This window comes from Pseudomonas fluorescens (assembly GCF_902498195.1).
Classification (GTDB): domain Bacteria; phylum Pseudomonadota; class Gammaproteobacteria; order Pseudomonadales; family Pseudomonadaceae; genus Aquipseudomonas; species Aquipseudomonas fluorescens_BU.
Genome location: NZ_CABVIY010000001.1, coordinates 616,919 through 632,745, shown reverse-complemented (window position 1 = coordinate 632,745; position 15,827 = coordinate 616,919). Strand labels below are relative to the sequence as shown.

Genomic DNA, 15,827 nt, shown 5'->3' with positions numbered 1-15,827 from the left:
TGAGCTGCACATGAGCGGCCAATCCCGTGTCTCCTGATCTGGAGGTCTCCCATGAGCGACAGCAGCGAACTCACCACTTTCACCGGCTGGGCCGCCACCGCGGCGGGCGCCCCGCTGGAGCGCTACAGCTACGATCCCGGGCCCCTGGGTGAAGAAGAGGTTGAAGTCGCCGTGGAGTATTGCGGCGTTTGCCACTCCGACCAGTCGTTGATCGACAACGATTGGGGCATCAGCCAATACCCCTTTATCCCCGGCCACGAAGTGGTGGGCAGTATCGTGCGGGTGGGCTCGCAGGTGCGCGGCCTGGAGGTCGGTCAACGGGTGGGCATTGGCTGGTTCAAGGGCAGCTGCATGCATTGCGCCTCGTGCATCGAAGGTTCGCACCAGCTCTGCGGCACCGCCAGGCCGACCATCATCGGCAGCCACGGTGGTTTCGCCGATCGGCTGCGTTCGCACTGGGCCTGGGCCCTGCCGATTCCCAAGGAGATCGACCCGGCCCTGGCCGGCCCCTTGTTCTGCGCCGGTTCCACGGTGTTCAACCCGCTGGTGCAATTCAACGTCAAGCCCACTGACCGGGTCGGCGTCGTGGGCGTCGGTGGCCTCGGTCACCTGGCGTTGCGCTTCCTCAACGCCTGGGGCTGCGAGGTCACGGCGTTCACCTCGTCATTGAGCAAGCAGGAGGAAGCCAGGCGCCTGGGCGCGCACCATGTCGTTGCCTCGACCGACAGCAACGCGCTGAAGGCCATCGCCGGCACCCTGGATTTTGTGCTGGTCACCGCCAACGCCAACCTCGACTGGGCCGCGATGCTCGCCACCCTGCGCGGCAAGGGCCGCCTGCATTTCGTGGGCGTGGTGCCCGGCGCGATTCCGGTGCACGTGTTCGACTTGCTCCCCCAACAAAAAACCCTGTCTGCCTCCCCCGTGGGCTCGCCCGCCACCACGGCAAAAATGCTGGAGTTTTGCGCGCGCCATCAGATTTTGCCGCAAGTCGAACAGTTTCCGATGAGCCGGATCAACGAGGCCATCGATCATTTGCGCAGCGGCAAGGCGCGTTATCGGGTGGTGCTGGATGCGCGGAAATGACCTGAATGACCTGTAGGAGCGAGCACGCTCGCGATGGAGGTCAACGATAGCGCGGGCTGTCTGGATGAACGCGGTGTCTGGGCGTTCATCGCGAGCATGCTCGCTCCTACAGGGGAACGCGTGCATCCGGGAAAGCAGGCCGGCTTTAAGGCCGCCTCACTTGGTCGACTGAACAGCCGCCTGCAGCCGGTTCAGCAATTCGCTGGACTTGTCCTCGTCCGCCTCTTTCTTGTCGAACCAGCTGGTGCCGTTCTGCAGGATCTCGGCGAGGATCGGGAAGTACAGCTGTTTTTTCTTCGCCAGTTCCACCGGGTCGGCCGCGGTGGCCTGGCTCAGTGCGGTCTGGATGGTCGAGCGCTGGGTCAACCATTGCGGCGTGGATTTTTCTTCGGGGCTCATGTTGTCCAGGAAGTTCAGCGCCGCCTTGGCACGGCCGACCGGGTCGTTGGCGAACGGGTCTTTCCAGTTCTTCTTCTGATCTTCCGGCCCGACGTAGTAGCCCGTGGCGAGTTGCGCTTGCTGGCGCATCAGGTCTTGCGCCGCGGTCTGCTCTTCCTTGCTGAACTTGCCGCCTTCGTTGGTGGAAATGGCGTACAGCGAACGCCGGTCCAGGTCGCCCATCAGCGCATTGCGATCCTGCACGCTGTTGTCGTACGGCTTGCCGCTGTCCTTCATCAACGCGTATTTCTCGTCCATGCGCTTGCGGGCATCGAGGGCCACATCGGCGAAGGTTTTGTCCTTCGAGCTGGAAATCGCGCCAGGCTTGGCGACGCCCAGGATCAGCGCGTCGGCGTTCATCCCCGCGCGCACCGGAAAGTACGGCGCGTTGCTGGCAATGGAATCGCTGTAATCGGTGGCCGTGCTGGAAAAATTCACCGAGTCATCATTCTGCGTTTTGCCTGTCGCCTGATCGCTGCTGGCGACGTTGCCCCGGGCATCCGTCCCCCGGGTATTGGCGGCAGAGGTATAGGCAGCGATCAGTGCGCTGGATGAAGACGAGGATGAGTTGACGTTCATGAATCTTCCTTGTTGTGAGGCCGGCTGGTCGACAAACCGCTGCCTAATCTACTGGCGTTGGCTCCGTAAATAAACCATCGTCGTGACGAGCATGTGTCGCTTGCGCCAAATGCTCATTTTGTACAGAAAAACCCGCCCCGGCCTTCATACCAAAGCATTAATCACAGACACCCATGTCTGGTGGTCAGTGCACGTCTTTGCCCATAAATTTCTCACCACTTCCAAAACTCAAGTGGGTGTTGATGATGAACGATGAGACAAGCGGAACCTCCCGTCGCGGCCTGATCACAACCGGTGCCATGGCCGCCGCCCTGGTCGTGGCGGTCCCTGCGCTGGCAGCGCAGCAGGCACCCTCCGCGTCCGGCGCGGACCGCAAACCCGCCGGCAAAGGCAAAGGCTCGGGCATGATCACGGTCAAGGACGGCACGCGAATTTTCTACAAGGACTGGGGCACGGGACAGCCCCTGGTATTCCATCACGGCTGGCCCCTTTCCAGCGACGACTGGGATGCGCAAATGCTGTTTTTCCTCAGCCAGGGCTTCCGGGTCATCGCCCACGATCGCCGTGGTCATGGCCGCTCGACGCAGACCGCCGTGGGCAACGAAATGGACACCTACGCCGCCGACGTCGCAGAGCTGATGGCGTACCTCGACATCAGGAACGCCGTGCACATCGGCCACTCCACCGGTGGCGGTGAAGTGGCGCGCTATGTCGCGCGTCATGGTCGTGGCCGGGTGGCCAAGGCAGTGCTGATCGGTGCCGTGCCGCCGATCATGCTGCGCACCGCGAACAACCCGGGCGGCCTGCCCCTGGAAGTATTCGATGGTTTGCGCAAGGCCGTGGCCGACAACCGTACCCAGTTCTACCGTGATTTCCCGTCAGGGCCGTTCTATGGCTTCAACCGCCCAGGCGCGAAAGTCTCCGAAGCGGTCATCGATAACTGGTGGCGCCAGGGCATGAACGGCGGGATCAAGGCGCAGTACGACTGCATCAAGGCCTTCTCGGAAACCGACTTCACCAATGACCTGAAGAACATCGACGTGCCGACCCTGGTGCTGCACGGTGAAGACGACCAGATCGTACCGATCGCCGATTCCGCGCAACTGTCGATCAAACTGCTCAGGCACGGCACGCTGAAAACCTACCCCGGCCTGCCCCACGGCATGTGCACCACGCACACGGAGGTCATCAATAAGGACCTTCTGGCGTTCATCAAGGCTTGACCTTGGAGCCACGACGCGAGCGCACCGCAGGGGCCGGATCATGATTGACATCAGGTCCGGCGCCCTGCGTTCCAGCGCGGCATGCCTGGGACTGTGGGCCACCACCCTCGCGATATTCATCGTCGATACCCTGACCGAGCTGGATATCGCGGTGGCTGTCCTGTACGTCCTGGTGATCATGATCGCCATGGGTTCGTGCACCCTGCGCGGGTTGCGTCGGGTTGCGCTCATCTGTGGCGCGCTGACGCTGGCCGGTTTCTTCGTGTCCCACCTCGAACACCCCTTCGGCACCGCGCTGGCGCGTTGCCTGATCAGCCTGACGGCCATCGGCATCGCCACCTGGCTGGCTGTCAAGAACCGGCGCACCAGTGATGAATTACAGGAACAACTGAGTTTGCTAGCCCATACCCATGACGTCGAAGCGCAGCTGCATCGCGCGCAACTTGAACTGGCCCACATCAGCCGCAATACCACGATGGGCGAAATGGCGGCGTCCATCGCCCACGAGGTGAATCAGCCGCTGGCCGCCATCGCCTCCAGCGCCGAATCGGCCAGCCGCTGGCTCGATCGCCCGATTCCCGACCTGGACGAAGCCCGTGTCGCTATCAAAAGAGCCGCCAGCAATGCCCATCGGGCGAGCGAGGTGATCCGGCGAATTCGCAACCTGACCCGCAAAAGCGATTCGCACTACGAAGATCTGGATCTAGAATCGGTAGTAGCAGACTCACTTGCCCTGCTGGACCGGGAAATCCAGAGCCAGCAGGTGCAATTGTTGCGCAAGGTCGAAGGCTGCTCACCCAAGGTGTCGGGTGACCGGATCCAGCTCCAGCAGGTGTTGATCAACCTGATCATGAACAGCCTGCAGGCCATGACGGGCCGCAAAGACTTGCCCAGGGAGCTGCACGTACGAATTCACGGGAAGGAGAGTCTTGCGGTAGTGGAGGTTCGCGATAACGGCCCAGGGATTGACCCGCAACACCTTGCGCTGCTGTTCGATGCGTTTTTCACGACCAAAGAAGATGGCATGGGAATCGGTTTGTCCATCTGCCGCTCAATTATCGAGTTGCACGGTGGGCGCATTTGGGCAGACAGTCAGCCCGATGGCGGCGCGATTTTTTCATTCTCACTCCCGGCTTCGACAACGGACACCCAACGATGGACATAGCACCACGCTTCATCATCCATGAGACCGCTCACTGGATACTCAATCACCACATGTCGTCCAAGCTTCCGGGTTATCTGGTGCTGGGGACCCGACACCCCGTGCGTTCATTGTCCGACCTGCCGGAAGAGGCCTTGGTCGAAATGGGGGTCTTGCTCGCCCGCGTGCAGAAAATCCTGCAAACGGAACTGCAACCCAAATGGCTCTACATCAGTCGATTCGGCCATGACCCTCGCTTCCCCATCCACTTTCACTTCATCCCGGTATACCCCTGGGTCGAGGCGCTGTTCTACCAGGATGAGCGCTACAAGGTGCTGAAGAACTTCGGCGCGGGCGCCGACGCCCACCCACTGACCGATGGCGCGGAATTGACCCTGTTCATCTGGCGCGAATTCGGCGAAAGCCCGGAGCCGCCGAGCATTCAGGGGGCTTCGATCGAGCAGACGATCGGGCAGTTGCGGTTGGCCTTCGGGCGGGAAATCTAGTTTGATGTGTTGAGCCGATTCCAGTCTGCCTGCACGCTGGAATCGGCCATTGAGCCAATAGTCGTCACGCAAAAAAGGAGTTTGCACCATGACCGAAGATCAAAAAGTAAAAGGACCGGCGTCCTACTTCCCCTCCATTGAAAAAAAGTATGGGCAGCCCATCACCCATTGGCTGGCGCTGCTGGGCACAGTGGCCGGCAAGAAGCACATGGAAATGGTGGCTTGGCTCAAGACTGAGCACGGCATGGGCCATGGCCATGCCAATGCGTTGGTGGCGTACTTTTTAGCGAGCAAGCAAGGCGCCTGACGTTAGGGGCCCCGCACAGCGCCCCCTCCCGGCTTCGCTGTGGTCACCCACTCACAAGCGAGGACGATGATGTCTTTTGTCGACGATTTCGTAGCCAAGATCATCAGCCTGGAAGTCTCCCTCTATCACGCCCGCGCCCGGTTGCAAGCCGACAGCGACCGCGAAGCCCTGCATGACCTGAGGATTTCGGTGCGCAAAATACGCAGTCTGTTGCGCCCGCTGCGCATCATGCCCGAGGTCGCCGCGTTGAATCAGGCGGCCGCTGAAGTCGGCCGCATGACAACGCCCACGAGGGACCTGGAGGTCATCATCGGTGAACTGCAGGAAAGGGGTTATACGCGCCAGGCGACGCGTCGAAGCGCCACCCTGGCGGGCCATTATCGGAACCTCGCCGGCAGCCCTGTGCTCGACAGATTGTTTGTCGAGCTGGATCGATGGCCTGAGTTGTTCCGGACCGCCGAGCGAGCGGGCGCGCTGGCGGGTGTCAAACGCCAGGTTCACAAAGCGCTGAGGAAAAGACTCAAGCAGCTGATCGACGGACTTCGTGACCCGCATTTTGACCGGCACGAGCTGCGAATCATCGTCAAAAACGCCAGATACCTCACCGAGGCGTTTCCGGCATTGTCGCCGCTCAAGGGCAAATCCAGGGCTCAACTGAAGTCGGTCCAGGCCTCGCTTGGCTCTTGGCACGATCACCATCAATGGTGCCTGCGGGCCGAGGCTGAAGGTGATCTGCTGGAAATCGCACCCTTCTGGGAAGTCGCATCGGAACAGGCCCTGGCCGACGCCGAGCTGAAACTGGCGTCGCTGCTTGATCACCTTGAAAAAGACCTGGGCACGCCTGAGCGGGCCCGGCGCACTACAAACCCGCGTACTTGAGCAGCCACAACACGCCCATCCCCGCCGCCAGCGTCAGCACGGTGTTGCGCGTCCGCCAGGCGACCCAGGCGGCAATGATGGCGGCGGGTATCTGCGGGTTGGCGAGCACGAATTCGCCGTGACCGTTGGGGTACACCACGGCGGGCAGCACGAGGGCTGCCAGGACGCTGGCCGGCACGTACATCAAAGCGCGACTCAGTAGCGGCGGGATGCGCAGGCGGCCATAGAGTTCGACAAACGAAAGGCGCATCGCGAACGTTCCCAGGCCGATCACCACAAACATTCCCCACAAGGACCAGTCGCTCATGGTGCCTCCCCCTCGATGTCACGGGCCAGGGTCGTGGTCAACGGGCTTTTGCGGGCGCTCTCGATCAACAGGCCCGCCACGACACCGCCGATGGACGCCGTGACCAGCCCGAGGTTGTAGGGCATGTTGACGGCCAGCACGGCAATCGCACCGCCGACCACGGCGGCCCCCAGGCTGGCCGCATTGCGTATGCCGGGAACCAGTAGCGCCAGGAATGACAGCGGAATGGCGAAGCCCAATGACCAGGTCTCGGGGATACTCGCCCCCACATAGACGCCCGCCAGCACCGAGACCTGCCAGCACAGCCACATGGAAACCGCAGTGCCGGCATAGTAGTGATGGGCGAATCGCCCCAGCTCGCCGGACGACAATTTGAGCGTGCACAAAGCGTAGGACTGGTCGGACAGCATGTAGGACACCGGCCAGGTCCAGCGCCGGGGCAACGCGTGCAGGTGCGGCGCCAGCGAAGCGCTGTACATGATAAAGCGCAGGTTGATGACCAGCGCCGTGACCACGATCGCCATCGGCAACACACCGTTGTGCAGCAGTTGCAGGGCGACCATCTGCGCGGAGCCGGAGTAGAACAGCAGCGTCATGCCCATGGTGGTGCCGGGCGACATCCCCATGTTGATCGCCATCACCCCCGTCAACAGGCCGAACGGTATAACGCCGGGGATCAACGGTAGTAATGCCCGGACACCGCCCATGAATGCTTTCCTGCCTGTCGGGTACGGCATTGCCTTTCCTTTTTTTGAACAGTGGTCCGCAGCGCTGCGTACGGTAGAGTGTGGACCCCGGACTGGACGGGCAGAACCAACTTTTTTTACGAGAAAACAGGTAGTTTTTGTTATGGCTAAAAGCGCCTCGCCGGACCAGGCCCTGATCGCAATGCCGTCGTTCAAGGCCATGAGATCGTTCGTGGCAGCCGCCAAGTATCGCAACTTCACCCGGGCGGCCGAAGCCTTGTGCGTGACCCAGGCGGCAATCAGTCGCCAGATTCGTGAGCTGGAAAGCCATCTGGGCACGGAACTGTTCACCCGTACGGGCCGGGAAATCAGGCTGACCACGGCGGGCACCGCACTCTTCGATGCGGCCCAGTTGTCACTGCTCAACATCTTTCAGGCAACCGAGAGAATTCGCCGGGAAAAGAGCGACAAGCGCACGCTGACGCTGTTCTGCTCGCCCGCCTTCTCGGCGCTTTGGTTATCCCACCGGCTCAAAGACTTCTTCAGCGCCCATCCCGATATCGACCTGAATGTCATCACCACCCAGCACTTCCAGGTCATGGAGCCGGGCATCACGCCTGACATCCTGATTACCAAGACGATTGACCTGGGTCCCGGCTATCAGCGAATCCCGCTGTTTCATGAAGTGGTCTATCCAGTGTGCACGCCCCGCTACCTGGAGGCACATCCCGAATCGGGAACGCCGCAAGGCATGCGCAACGGCGTGCTGCTGGATCTCAACCCTTATGGCCGTTCCCAGCTGACGGAACAGGTCGACTGGAATGTGTGGTTCGCCTTCCAGTCCCACGACCTGCAAATCCCGGCCTCGGACAGCCCGCAGTATTTCAGTAGCAATGACTACGGCTTGCTCATGCAAATGGCGCTGGATGATCAAGGGCTTGCCTTGGGCTGGGATCATCTGGTCAAGCCTCTGGTGCAGCAGGGGCGCCTGGTTCGGCCGGTGCCGGAAGAACTGGCGCTGAGGGAGGCGATTCAGTATTTGATGATCAACGAGAAAAAAGCCGGGGATCCGGCGTGCCAGCGGCTCAGGGATTGGTTGATTGGGCAGTTTGCGTGAGGGTGTGGTGTTGGCGTTGGATGAGGCGGCCCTAAAGCCGACCTGGCGTTGGCTGGTGCCCCGATCCCCTGTAGGAGCGAGCCCTGCTCGCGATGGACGCCAACGATAACGCGGGCTGTCTGAATGAACGCGGTGTCTGGGCGTTTTTCGCGAGCAGGCTCGCTCCTACAGGGGAACGCGTACATCCGGGAAAGCAGGTCGGCTAAAAATCCGCTACCCCACCACATCCTCCACCCAACTGACCGCCGCCACCACCGTCGGAAACCCGATCGTACTGGTCAACGCAATCAAGGCATGCCGGATCTGCTCCGGCGTAGCCCCCGCCTCCAATGCCCGACGTGCATGACTGTGCACGGCACCTTCGGAGTGGATCGCCGCCGCGGCGCCGAGCTGGATCAACTGCACCGTTCGCTCGTCCAGCGGCCCGGCGTGACGAACAGCCGCCCCCAGTGCCTCGACGGCGTCCAGATAAGCGGGGTATTGCTGCTTGAGGTTTTCGTAGGGTTTGTGCTCTTTCTTCTTGGCCATTTTCATCTCTCCGCGAGCCTGTAGAGGCCTGAACCGAGGGGCGCAATCCCGGCAATGTTCCTCCCGAGCGGCACGACTCGACCAGCAAAAACTTGCGAAAAGCGACAGTAGGCTAAGCTATGTTCAGCTAATTGCTCACGATGCTCGCGTCTGCAGGTATGGGTTGTTTCTGGAGAGCGTCTGCAACAGCTATTTCAGACAGGCCCACACCATTTGCGCAGGACTTGCCGTGATGACCGAGCCCCTTCTCAGTTTTGACGAACTCAAGCGTGCTGCCGCCTCCGGCGAAATCGACACCGTCCTGGTGTGCATGGTCGACATGCAGGGGCGACTGGTGGGCAAGCGATTCCAGGTCGAGTTTTTCATCGACAGCGGTCATGAAGAAACCCACTGCTGCAACTACCTGCTGGCCGACGACATCGACATGGAACCGGTGCCCGGCTACGCCGCCGCCAGCTGGAGCAAAGGTTACGGCGACTTTGTGCTCAAGCCCGACATGCGCACCCTGCGCAAAGTGCCCTGGCTGGAATGCACGGCGCTGGTGCTGTGCGACGTGCTCGATCATCACCATCGCCGCGACCTGCCCCACAGCCCTCGGGCGATCCTGAAAAAACAGGTCGAGCGCCTGCGTGAGCGCGGCTACACCGGCATGTTCGCCTCCGAGCTTGAGTTCTACCTGTTCGACGAAAGCTACGAGGCCATCCACAAGCGCAACTATCACAAACCGAAAACCGCCGGGCACTACATCGAGGACTACAACATTCTGCAGACCACCCGCGAAGAGCCGGTGCTGCGGGCGATTCGCAAGCACTTGCAGGCCAGCGGCATTCCGGTGGAAAACTCCAAGGGCGAATGGGGCCCGGGCCAGGAAGAAATCAATATTCGCTACGCCGATGCCATGACCATGGCCGACCACCACGTGATCATCAAGCACGCCTGCAAGGAGATCGCCCAACTGCAGGGCAAGGCGATCACCTTCATGGCCAAGTGGCGCTATGACGCCGCCGGTTCCAGCAGCCACATCCACAATTCGCTGTGGGACAAGAACGCGAAAAAGCCGCTGTTCTTCGACGCCAAGGCCGAGTTCGGCATGTCGAAACTGATGCGCGCCTGGGTGGCCGGGCAGCTCAAGTACGCCAACGACATCACCTGCTTTCTGGCGCCCTACATCAACTCCTACAAGCGCTTCCAGGCCGGCACCTTCGCACCGACCCGCGCGGTGTGGAGCCGCGACAACCGCACCGCCGGCTTCCGCCTGTGCGCCGAGCAAAGCAAATCCATCCGCATCGAATGCCGCATCGGCGGCGCCGATCTCAACCCCTACCTGGCCTTCGCCGCGCTGATCGCCGCGGGGCTGGCGGGCATCGATGAAAAACTCAGCCTCGACCCGCCCTATGAAGGCGATGCCTACGTTGACGAGCATCTGCCGGAAGTGTCCAAGACCCTGCGCGAGGCCAGTGCCGCGCTGAAGTCCTCAAGCATGTTGCGCGAGGCCTTCGGTGATGAAGTGGTCGACCACTACGTGCACACCGCCGAATGGGAACAGAAAGAGTACGACCGGCGGATCACCGATTGGGAACTGCAGCGCGGCTTCGAGCGTTATTGAGTCAACCCCGATGGCAAAAACCAACGCTGAGAACATCATGCCTGAGAAGATTCAGCTCATCTCCCCGGTCGATGGCCGGGTCTACGCCGAGCGTGAATGCGCCGACGTTATCCAACTCGATAAGGCACTGGACGTGGCCGCCACCGCCCAGGCGCAGTGGAAACGCCGCCCCCTGAGCGAACGCGCGGCTTTTTGCAGCGCAGCGGTGAACGCGATGCTGGCCATGAAAGATGAGATCGTCCCGGAACTGGCCTGGCAAATAGGCCGCCCGGTGCGTTACGGTGCCGGCGAGCTGCGCGGGTTTGAAGAGCGTGCGCGGCATATGATCGCCATTGCGCCCGAGGCGCTGGCGGACGTTGAACCCACGCCCATCAACGGTTTTCGCCGGCATATCAAACGCGAACCACTGGGCACGGTACTGGTGATCGCCCCGTGGAATTACCCCTACCTGACCGCCGTCAACACCCTCATTCCGGCGCTGATGGCCGGCAACAGCGTCATCCTTAAACACGCCTCGCAAACCCTGCTGGTGGGCGAGCGTTTCGCCGAAGCTTTTCGCCGCGCACAGCTTCCCGAGGGTCTGTTCCAGAATCTTGTACTCAGCCATCTCTCTACGTCAGCCGCCATCTCATCGGGAAAGCTTGATCAAGTGAACTTTACCGGTTCGGTGAACGGCGGCAGGACCATGGAACACGCGGCCGTCGAACGTTTCATGGGCCTGGGCCTGGAACTCGGCGGCAAGGACCCGGCCTACGTTCGCGCCGACGCCAACCTCGAACACGCCGTGGAAAACCTGGTGGACGGCAGCTTTTTCAATTCCGGGCAGAGCTGCTGCGCCATCGAACGCATCTATGTCGATCAGACCCTCTACCCGGCGTTTATCGAACGCTTCGCCGCCTTGACCCGCCAGTACGTGTTGGGCAATCCGCTGGACGAAGCCACTACGCTGGGTCCACTGGTGAATGCAAAAGCCGCTGATTTCGTACGCGGCCAGATCGCCGAAGCGCTGACTCAGGGCGCCAGGGCGCTGATCGGTCCGCAGGACTTCCCCAAGGATGTGCCCGGCAGCGCCTACCTGGCCCCGCAGGTGTTGGTCGATGTCACCCATGACATGTCAGTCATGCGCGATGAAAGCTTCGGTCCGGTGGTCGGCATCATGCCCGTGACCGGAGACGAGCAAGCCATCGCCCTGATGAACGACAGCGAGTTCGGCCTCAGCGCCTCGATCTGGACCCGGGATCTGGCCGCCGCCGAACGCCTGGGCAACGAGATCGAGACCGGCACGGTGTTCATGAATCGCTGCGATTACCTGGACCCGGCGCTGGCCTGGACCGGGGTGAAGAACAGCGGGCGCGGCGTGACGTTGTCGCGCCTGGGCTACGAACACCTGACCCGCGCCAAATCCTTCCATTTGCGCCACGAGATCTGAGCCATGAGCCTGACTGGAAACTGGAACTACCCCACGAGCATTCGCTTCGGTGTCGGCCGCATCAGCGAGCTGGCCGAAGTCTGTCGCAGCCAGGGTATCCAGCGACCGTTACTGGTCACCGACAGCGGCCTGGCGCGAGCACCAATTACCACGGCTGCGCTGCAATCGCTGCTCGATGCGGGGCTGGGCGCTGCGCTGTTTTGCGACCTCAAGCCCAACCCGGTCGAAGCCAACCTGGCCGGCGGGCTCGACGCCTGGCGCGCGGGCAAGCACGATGGCGCGGTGGCCTTCGGCGGCGGCAGCGGCCTGGACATGGGCAAGCTGATTGCGTTCATGAGCGGGCAAACCCGCCCCGTGTGGGATTTCGAGGACATCGGCGACTACTGGACCCGTGCCGATGCAAGCCGCATCGCGCCGATCATCGCGGTGCCGACGACCGCAGGCACCGGTTCTGAAGTGGGCCGGGCGGCGGTGATCATCGACGATCAAACCCACACCAAACGCATCATCTTCCACCCGAAAATGATGCCGCGCGTGGTCATCAGCGACCCGGCCCTGACCGTCGGCATGCCGCCGAAAATCACCGCCGGCACCGGCATGGATGCGCTGTCGCATTGCCTTGAGGCGTACTGCGCCCCCGGTTTTCACCCGATGGCCGACGGCATCGCCGTGGAAGGCATGCGGCTGGTGACCGATGCGCTGGTGCGCGCGGTACACACGCCTTCGGACCTTGATGCTCGGGGAAAAATGCTCGCGGCGGCGGCGATGGGCGCCACCGCCTTCCAGAAAGGCCTGGGCGGCATGCACGCCCTCGCCCACCCGATCGGTGCGCTGTACGACACCCACCACGGCATGACCAACGCCACGTTGATGCCCTATGTCCTGGCGTTCAATCGCCCGGCCATCGAGGAGCGCATTACACGCCTGGCGGCTTATTTGCATTTGCCCTCCCCGGGTTTCAACAGCTTCCTGGCCTTCATCCTGAAATTGCGCAAGGACATCGCCGTGCCCCATACGCTGTTCGAGCTGGGCGTTGACGACAAGCAGGCCGACCTGATCGCGGACATGGCGATTGTCGACCCCTCGGCCGGCGGCAACCCGCTGCCCCTGACCCGGGCCGGCGTGGCGGATATTTTCGCAGCGGCATATCACGGCCGCCTGTAGGCGCGAGCACGCTCGCGATGGACGTCAACGATAACGCCGGGAACCTGACAACCCGCGGTCGTCTGTAGGAGCGAGCCCTGCTCGCGATGGTCGTTAACGATAATGCGGGGGAACCTGATACCCAGCGTTATCGTTAACGACCATCGCGAGCAAGCTCGGCTCCTGCAAGGGTCGAAATGGACAGGTTCAACGGTGGCAAACAGGAGCAGTACGACAAGGGGTTGAAAGCCAACTCGTCCGGGGGTCCGGATGGATGCGTATCAAAACCTGAAGGGGCACACATGATGAACCCAGCAAGCCAGCCCGGCACCGACGTGCACGACGAAGACGTCAAAGCGCTGCACAGCATGGGCTATGCCCAGCAGCTCTCGCGACGAATGGGGGTTTTCTCCAACTTTGCGATTTCCTTCTCGATCATCTGCATCCTCTCCGGAGGCATCAACTCACTCGCCCAGGGCACCTCGGGCGCGGGCGGTGCCTCGATCGGCATCGGCTGGCCGATCGGCTGCCTGATTTCCGGGGTGTTCGCCCTGGCCATGGCGCAGATCTCCTCGGCCTACCCGACCGCGGGCGGCCTGTATCACTGGGGCTCGATCCTGGGCAACCGCTTCACCGGCTGGCTCACGGCCTGGTTCAATCTGCTGGGCTTGGTCACGGTGCTCGGCGCGATCAACGTCGGCACCTATTACTTCTTTTTCGGCGCCTTCGGACCGACCCTCGGCATGGAAGACACCACCACGACACGGGTGATCTTCCTGGCGATCCTCACCGGGCTCCAGGCCCTGTGCAATCACCTGGGGATCGGCCTGACCGCCAGGCTCACCGACTTCTCCGGCTACCTGATCTTCGCCACGGCACTGGCGCTGACAGTGGTCTGCCTGATTTCGGCGCCCAGCTACGATTTCTCCCGGCTGGTGACCTTCGGCAACTATTCCGGCGAAGCCGGCGGCAATGTCTGGCCACAGGTGTCCAACGGCTGGATCTTCATGCTCGGCCTGCTGTTGCCGATCTACACCATCACCGGCTACGACGCCTCCGCGCACACCTCCGAGGAAACACGCAACGCGGCCATGTCCGTGCCACGGGGCATGGTCATGTCGGTGATCTGGTCGCTGCTGTTCGGCTGGGTCATGCTCAGTGCGTTCGTGCTGATGCTGCCGAGCATGGACGAGGCCGCCAAGCAAGGCTGGAGCGTATTTTTCTGGGCCATGAACACCCAGGTGAACCCGTTGCTCAAGGACGCGCTGTACGCGGCGATCTTCGTCTCGCAGGTGCTCTGTGGCCTGGCGACCGTGACCTCGGTGTCACGCATGATCTTCGCCTTCTCCCGCGATGGCGGCCTGCCGTGCTCCAAGGCCCTGGCCTCGGTGTCGCCGACCTTCCGCAGCCCGGTGGCCGCGATCTGGACCGGTGCCACCCTCGCGGTGCTGTTCGTCTGGGGATCGTCGGTGATCTCGATTGGCGAAACACCGGTCTACACCATCGTGGTGTCCTGCACGGTGATCTTCCTGTTCTTCTCCTTCGTCATTCCCATTGTGCTGGGGCTGTTTACCTACGGCACCTCGAAGTGGCCGACCATGGGACCGTGGAACATGGGGCGATTCTGGTACTCGGTGTTTGCCATTCTCTCGGTGCTGTCGATGGTGATCATCTTTGTGATCGGCATTCAGCCACCCAACGATTGGGCGCTGTACATCACCATCGGGTTCCTGGTGTTGACCGCCATCGTCTGGTTCGGCTTTGAAGCGCGACGGTTCCAGGGGCCACCCGTGGGCGACATGATTGTCCGGCGCCAGGCCGAAATTGCAGCGGCCGAGGCGGCTTTGGACAAACGGACGGGCGTCTAGATTGCAGGGGCGAGCCCGCTGCTACAAGGGACGGATCTTCAACCTTCGAGACGGCCCAGGGCGGTGCATGGATCGAACCGGACACGCATGATCGGGGCAGCCAGAGCGCGTTCAATCGCGGCGACTGCCCTTACCCCTCACGTCGGCGAAATCGTCGCCAGCACACCGATGAAAATAGTCAGCACCAGAAAGCCACCCAGAAAAATCGCCATCTTGCCCATAAGGCCCCCTACACGTTGAGTTTTGCGGTGCACCGCAATCCAGGTTGCGGAACTTGCCGTTATTGTGCGGCGCAAACTGAGTGCATTACAGAGGCAGAAAGCGCTGAAAAATACGGATCAGATGGAAACCGGGCATGAAAAGCCCGCTGACGGTTAATGGTCCAGCGGGCTTGCGACTACGCATGGCGATGCATCGACATCCTCGCCTACTCCTGCGGATCCACGTGATCCAGCACGCGGTTCACCGATAACTCCGCCAGCGCAATCATCTGCTGAATGCCCAACGCCAAATTGCATTTCGGGCCTTCAAGGATAAACGCCAGCTCACTCGCCATGACACTGGCCGAGGCCAGGGTTTCACAGGCGTGAACCAGGAGAGTTTCGTTATTGACGTCGGGGGCGATGGTAAAAATGGGGTTGGGGCGGCGTTCGGCCATGGCTGGCTTTGGTGGTGGGGATATTGGATCAGTGTCAGTGTTGCTGTCCGCGTTCGGGGGATTCGGAGTTACCTTGAACATAGTGAAGCTCCTATGAAAGTGAGCCTCTCCCCATCTGCTACCACGCTAAATAGGGAGACGACTGTACACGGGGTGGTAGACCGGTCATAGGAACCCGGCAGGCCGAAGCCTCCCATGCACAGCCGCCACAAAGCAGCCAGCATGAAAAAACGCCCTGAGGCGTTCTGGGTCCTATAACAACACCGGGCTACCACACCCGATCGCTGAATTGGCAGCGACGGCGGGAAGGTTAACCAGAGGGCCTGGCA

The 15,827-nt window shown here is 61.7% G+C and carries 16 protein-coding genes; 11 read left to right on the top strand and 5 right to left on the bottom strand.

Annotation, left to right across the window (positions count from 1 at the left end):
- Positions 1-51 precede the first annotated feature (51 nt).
- Positions 52-1,083 (top strand): NADPH-dependent aldehyde reductase Ahr, encoded by a 1,032-nt coding sequence (ahr, locus tag F8N66_RS02985; RefSeq protein WP_150768746.1) that lies wholly within the window; start codon positions 52-54, stop codon positions 1,081-1,083.
- Between the two features lie 156 nt (positions 1,084-1,239).
- On the opposite strand, the gene F8N66_RS02975 is transcribed toward ahr, so the two are convergent.
- Positions 1,240-2,100 carry a hypothetical protein gene (locus F8N66_RS02975; RefSeq protein ID WP_150768745.1) on the bottom strand — a complete coding sequence of 287 codons (861 nt, stop codon included), beginning with the start codon at positions 2,098-2,100 and terminating at the stop codon, positions 1,240-1,242.
- Positions 2,101-2,345: 245 nt separating this feature from the next.
- Between F8N66_RS02975 and F8N66_RS02970 the strand changes: the two genes are divergently transcribed.
- The 5 genes from F8N66_RS02970 (at position 2,346) to F8N66_RS02950 (ending at position 6,156) form a co-directional block, all read left to right on the top strand.
- Positions 2,346-3,323 (top strand): alpha/beta fold hydrolase, encoded by a 978-nt coding sequence (locus F8N66_RS02970; RefSeq protein ID WP_150768744.1) that lies wholly within the window; start codon positions 2,346-2,348, stop codon positions 3,321-3,323.
- Between the two features lie 40 nt (positions 3,324-3,363).
- On the top strand, positions 3,364-4,488 hold the full coding sequence (locus F8N66_RS02965) for a sensor histidine kinase (protein WP_150768743.1): 1,125 nt from the start codon (positions 3,364-3,366) through the stop codon (positions 4,486-4,488).
- Positions 4,479-4,970, top strand: coding sequence for an HIT family protein (locus tag F8N66_RS02960; protein ID WP_150768742.1), 492 nt, complete (start codon positions 4,479-4,481; stop codon positions 4,968-4,970). The genes F8N66_RS02965 and F8N66_RS02960 overlap by 10 nt, the downstream gene beginning before the upstream one ends.
- 88 nt (positions 4,971-5,058) lie before the next feature.
- Entirely contained in the window at positions 5,059-5,277 is a 219-nt protein-coding gene (locus F8N66_RS02955; protein WP_150768741.1) for a DUF4287 domain-containing protein, read from the top strand.
- Between the two features lie 66 nt (positions 5,278-5,343).
- Complete coding sequence (locus F8N66_RS02950; RefSeq protein ID WP_412070709.1) at positions 5,344-6,156, top strand: CHAD domain-containing protein; 813 nt, start codon at positions 5,344-5,346, stop codon at positions 6,154-6,156.
- On the opposite strand, the gene F8N66_RS02945 is transcribed toward F8N66_RS02950, so the two are convergent.
- Positions 6,137-6,463, bottom strand: coding sequence for an AzlD domain-containing protein (locus F8N66_RS02945; RefSeq protein ID WP_150768739.1), 327 nt, complete (start codon positions 6,461-6,463; stop codon positions 6,137-6,139). The two genes, F8N66_RS02950 and F8N66_RS02945, sit on opposite strands and share 20 nt — an antisense overlap.
- The gene (locus F8N66_RS02940; RefSeq protein ID WP_150768738.1) at positions 6,460-7,200 is read right to left on the bottom strand and encodes an AzlC family ABC transporter permease; all 741 of its coding nucleotides are present in this window, start codon (positions 7,198-7,200) and stop codon (positions 6,460-6,462) included. Before F8N66_RS02940 ends, F8N66_RS02945 begins: the two co-directional genes overlap by 4 nt.
- A 112-nt stretch (positions 7,201-7,312) precedes the next feature.
- On the opposite strand from F8N66_RS02940, the gene F8N66_RS02935 reads away from it, so the two are divergent.
- Positions 7,313-8,266 (top strand): LysR family transcriptional regulator, encoded by a 954-nt coding sequence (locus tag F8N66_RS02935; RefSeq protein ID WP_191622905.1) that lies wholly within the window; start codon positions 7,313-7,315, stop codon positions 8,264-8,266.
- Positions 8,267-8,479: 213 nt separating this feature from the next.
- Here the strand turns inward: F8N66_RS02935 and F8N66_RS02930 are convergent, their stop codons facing one another.
- Positions 8,480-8,794 (bottom strand): carboxymuconolactone decarboxylase family protein, encoded by a 315-nt coding sequence (locus tag F8N66_RS02930; protein ID WP_150768737.1) that lies wholly within the window; start codon positions 8,792-8,794, stop codon positions 8,480-8,482.
- Positions 8,795-9,026: 232 nt separating this feature from the next.
- On the opposite strand from F8N66_RS02930, the gene F8N66_RS02925 reads away from it, so the two are divergent.
- The 4 genes from F8N66_RS02925 (at position 9,027) to F8N66_RS02910 (ending at position 14,840) form a co-directional block, all read left to right on the top strand.
- Positions 9,027-10,400 (top strand): glutamine synthetase family protein, encoded by a 1,374-nt coding sequence (locus F8N66_RS02925; RefSeq protein ID WP_150768736.1) that lies wholly within the window; start codon positions 9,027-9,029, stop codon positions 10,398-10,400.
- A 37-nt stretch (positions 10,401-10,437) separates the two neighbouring features.
- The gene (locus F8N66_RS02920; protein WP_150768735.1) at positions 10,438-11,829 is read left to right on the top strand and encodes an aldehyde dehydrogenase family protein; all 1,392 of its coding nucleotides are present in this window, start codon (positions 10,438-10,440) and stop codon (positions 11,827-11,829) included.
- 3 nt (positions 11,830-11,832) lie between these two features.
- Positions 11,833-12,993: an iron-containing alcohol dehydrogenase gene (locus F8N66_RS02915; protein ID WP_150768734.1), complete on the top strand. Its 1,161-nt coding sequence runs from the start codon at positions 11,833-11,835 to the stop codon at positions 12,991-12,993.
- A 284-nt stretch (positions 12,994-13,277) separates the two neighbouring features.
- Entirely contained in the window at positions 13,278-14,840 is a 1,563-nt protein-coding gene (locus F8N66_RS02910) for an amino acid permease (protein ID WP_150769215.1), read from the top strand.
- 427 nt (positions 14,841-15,267) lie between these two features.
- On the opposite strand, the gene F8N66_RS02905 is transcribed toward F8N66_RS02910, so the two are convergent.
- Complete coding sequence (locus F8N66_RS02905; protein WP_150768733.1) at positions 15,268-15,579, bottom strand: DUF6124 family protein; 312 nt, start codon at positions 15,577-15,579, stop codon at positions 15,268-15,270.
- Between the last annotated feature and the right edge of the window lie 248 nt (positions 15,580-15,827).

Excerpts from the sequence above, each read along its gene's own strand:
- F8N66_RS02950 (WP_412070709.1), top strand. The coding sequence starts at position 5,344 with ATGATGTCTTTTGTCGACGATTTCGTAGCCAAGATCATCAGCCTGGAA.
- F8N66_RS02920 (WP_150768735.1), top strand. The coding sequence starts at position 10,438 with ATGCCTGAGAAGATTCAGCTCATCTCCCCGGTCGATGGCCGGGTCTAC.
- F8N66_RS02905 (WP_150768733.1), bottom strand. The coding sequence starts at position 15,579 with ATGTTCAAGGTAACTCCGAATCCCCCGAACGCGGACAGCAACACTGAC.
- F8N66_RS02955 (WP_150768741.1), top strand. The coding sequence starts at position 5,059 with ATGACCGAAGATCAAAAAGTAAAAGGACCGGCGTCCTACTTCCCCTCC.
- F8N66_RS02970 (WP_150768744.1), top strand. The coding sequence starts at position 2,346 with ATGAACGATGAGACAAGCGGAACCTCCCGTCGCGGCCTGATCACAACC.
- F8N66_RS02960 (WP_150768742.1), top strand. The coding sequence starts at position 4,479 with ATGGACATAGCACCACGCTTCATCATCCATGAGACCGCTCACTGGATA.
- F8N66_RS02915 (WP_150768734.1), top strand. The coding sequence starts at position 11,833 with ATGAGCCTGACTGGAAACTGGAACTACCCCACGAGCATTCGCTTCGGT.
- F8N66_RS02940 (WP_150768738.1), bottom strand. The coding sequence starts at position 7,200 with ATGCCGTACCCGACAGGCAGGAAAGCATTCATGGGCGGTGTCCGGGCA.
- F8N66_RS02935 (WP_191622905.1), top strand. The coding sequence starts at position 7,313 with ATGGCTAAAAGCGCCTCGCCGGACCAGGCCCTGATCGCAATGCCGTCG.
- F8N66_RS02930 (WP_150768737.1), bottom strand. The coding sequence starts at position 8,794 with ATGGCCAAGAAGAAAGAGCACAAACCCTACGAAAACCTCAAGCAGCAA.
- F8N66_RS02975 (WP_150768745.1), bottom strand. The coding sequence starts at position 2,100 with ATGAACGTCAACTCATCCTCGTCTTCATCCAGCGCACTGATCGCTGCC.
- ahr (WP_150768746.1), top strand. The coding sequence starts at position 52 with ATGAGCGACAGCAGCGAACTCACCACTTTCACCGGCTGGGCCGCCACC.
- F8N66_RS02965 (WP_150768743.1), top strand. The coding sequence starts at position 3,364 with ATGATTGACATCAGGTCCGGCGCCCTGCGTTCCAGCGCGGCATGCCTG.
- F8N66_RS02925 (WP_150768736.1), top strand. The coding sequence starts at position 9,027 with ATGACCGAGCCCCTTCTCAGTTTTGACGAACTCAAGCGTGCTGCCGCC.
- F8N66_RS02910 (WP_150769215.1), top strand. The coding sequence starts at position 13,278 with ATGAACCCAGCAAGCCAGCCCGGCACCGACGTGCACGACGAAGACGTC.
- F8N66_RS02945 (WP_150768739.1), bottom strand. The coding sequence starts at position 6,463 with ATGAGCGACTGGTCCTTGTGGGGAATGTTTGTGGTGATCGGCCTGGGA.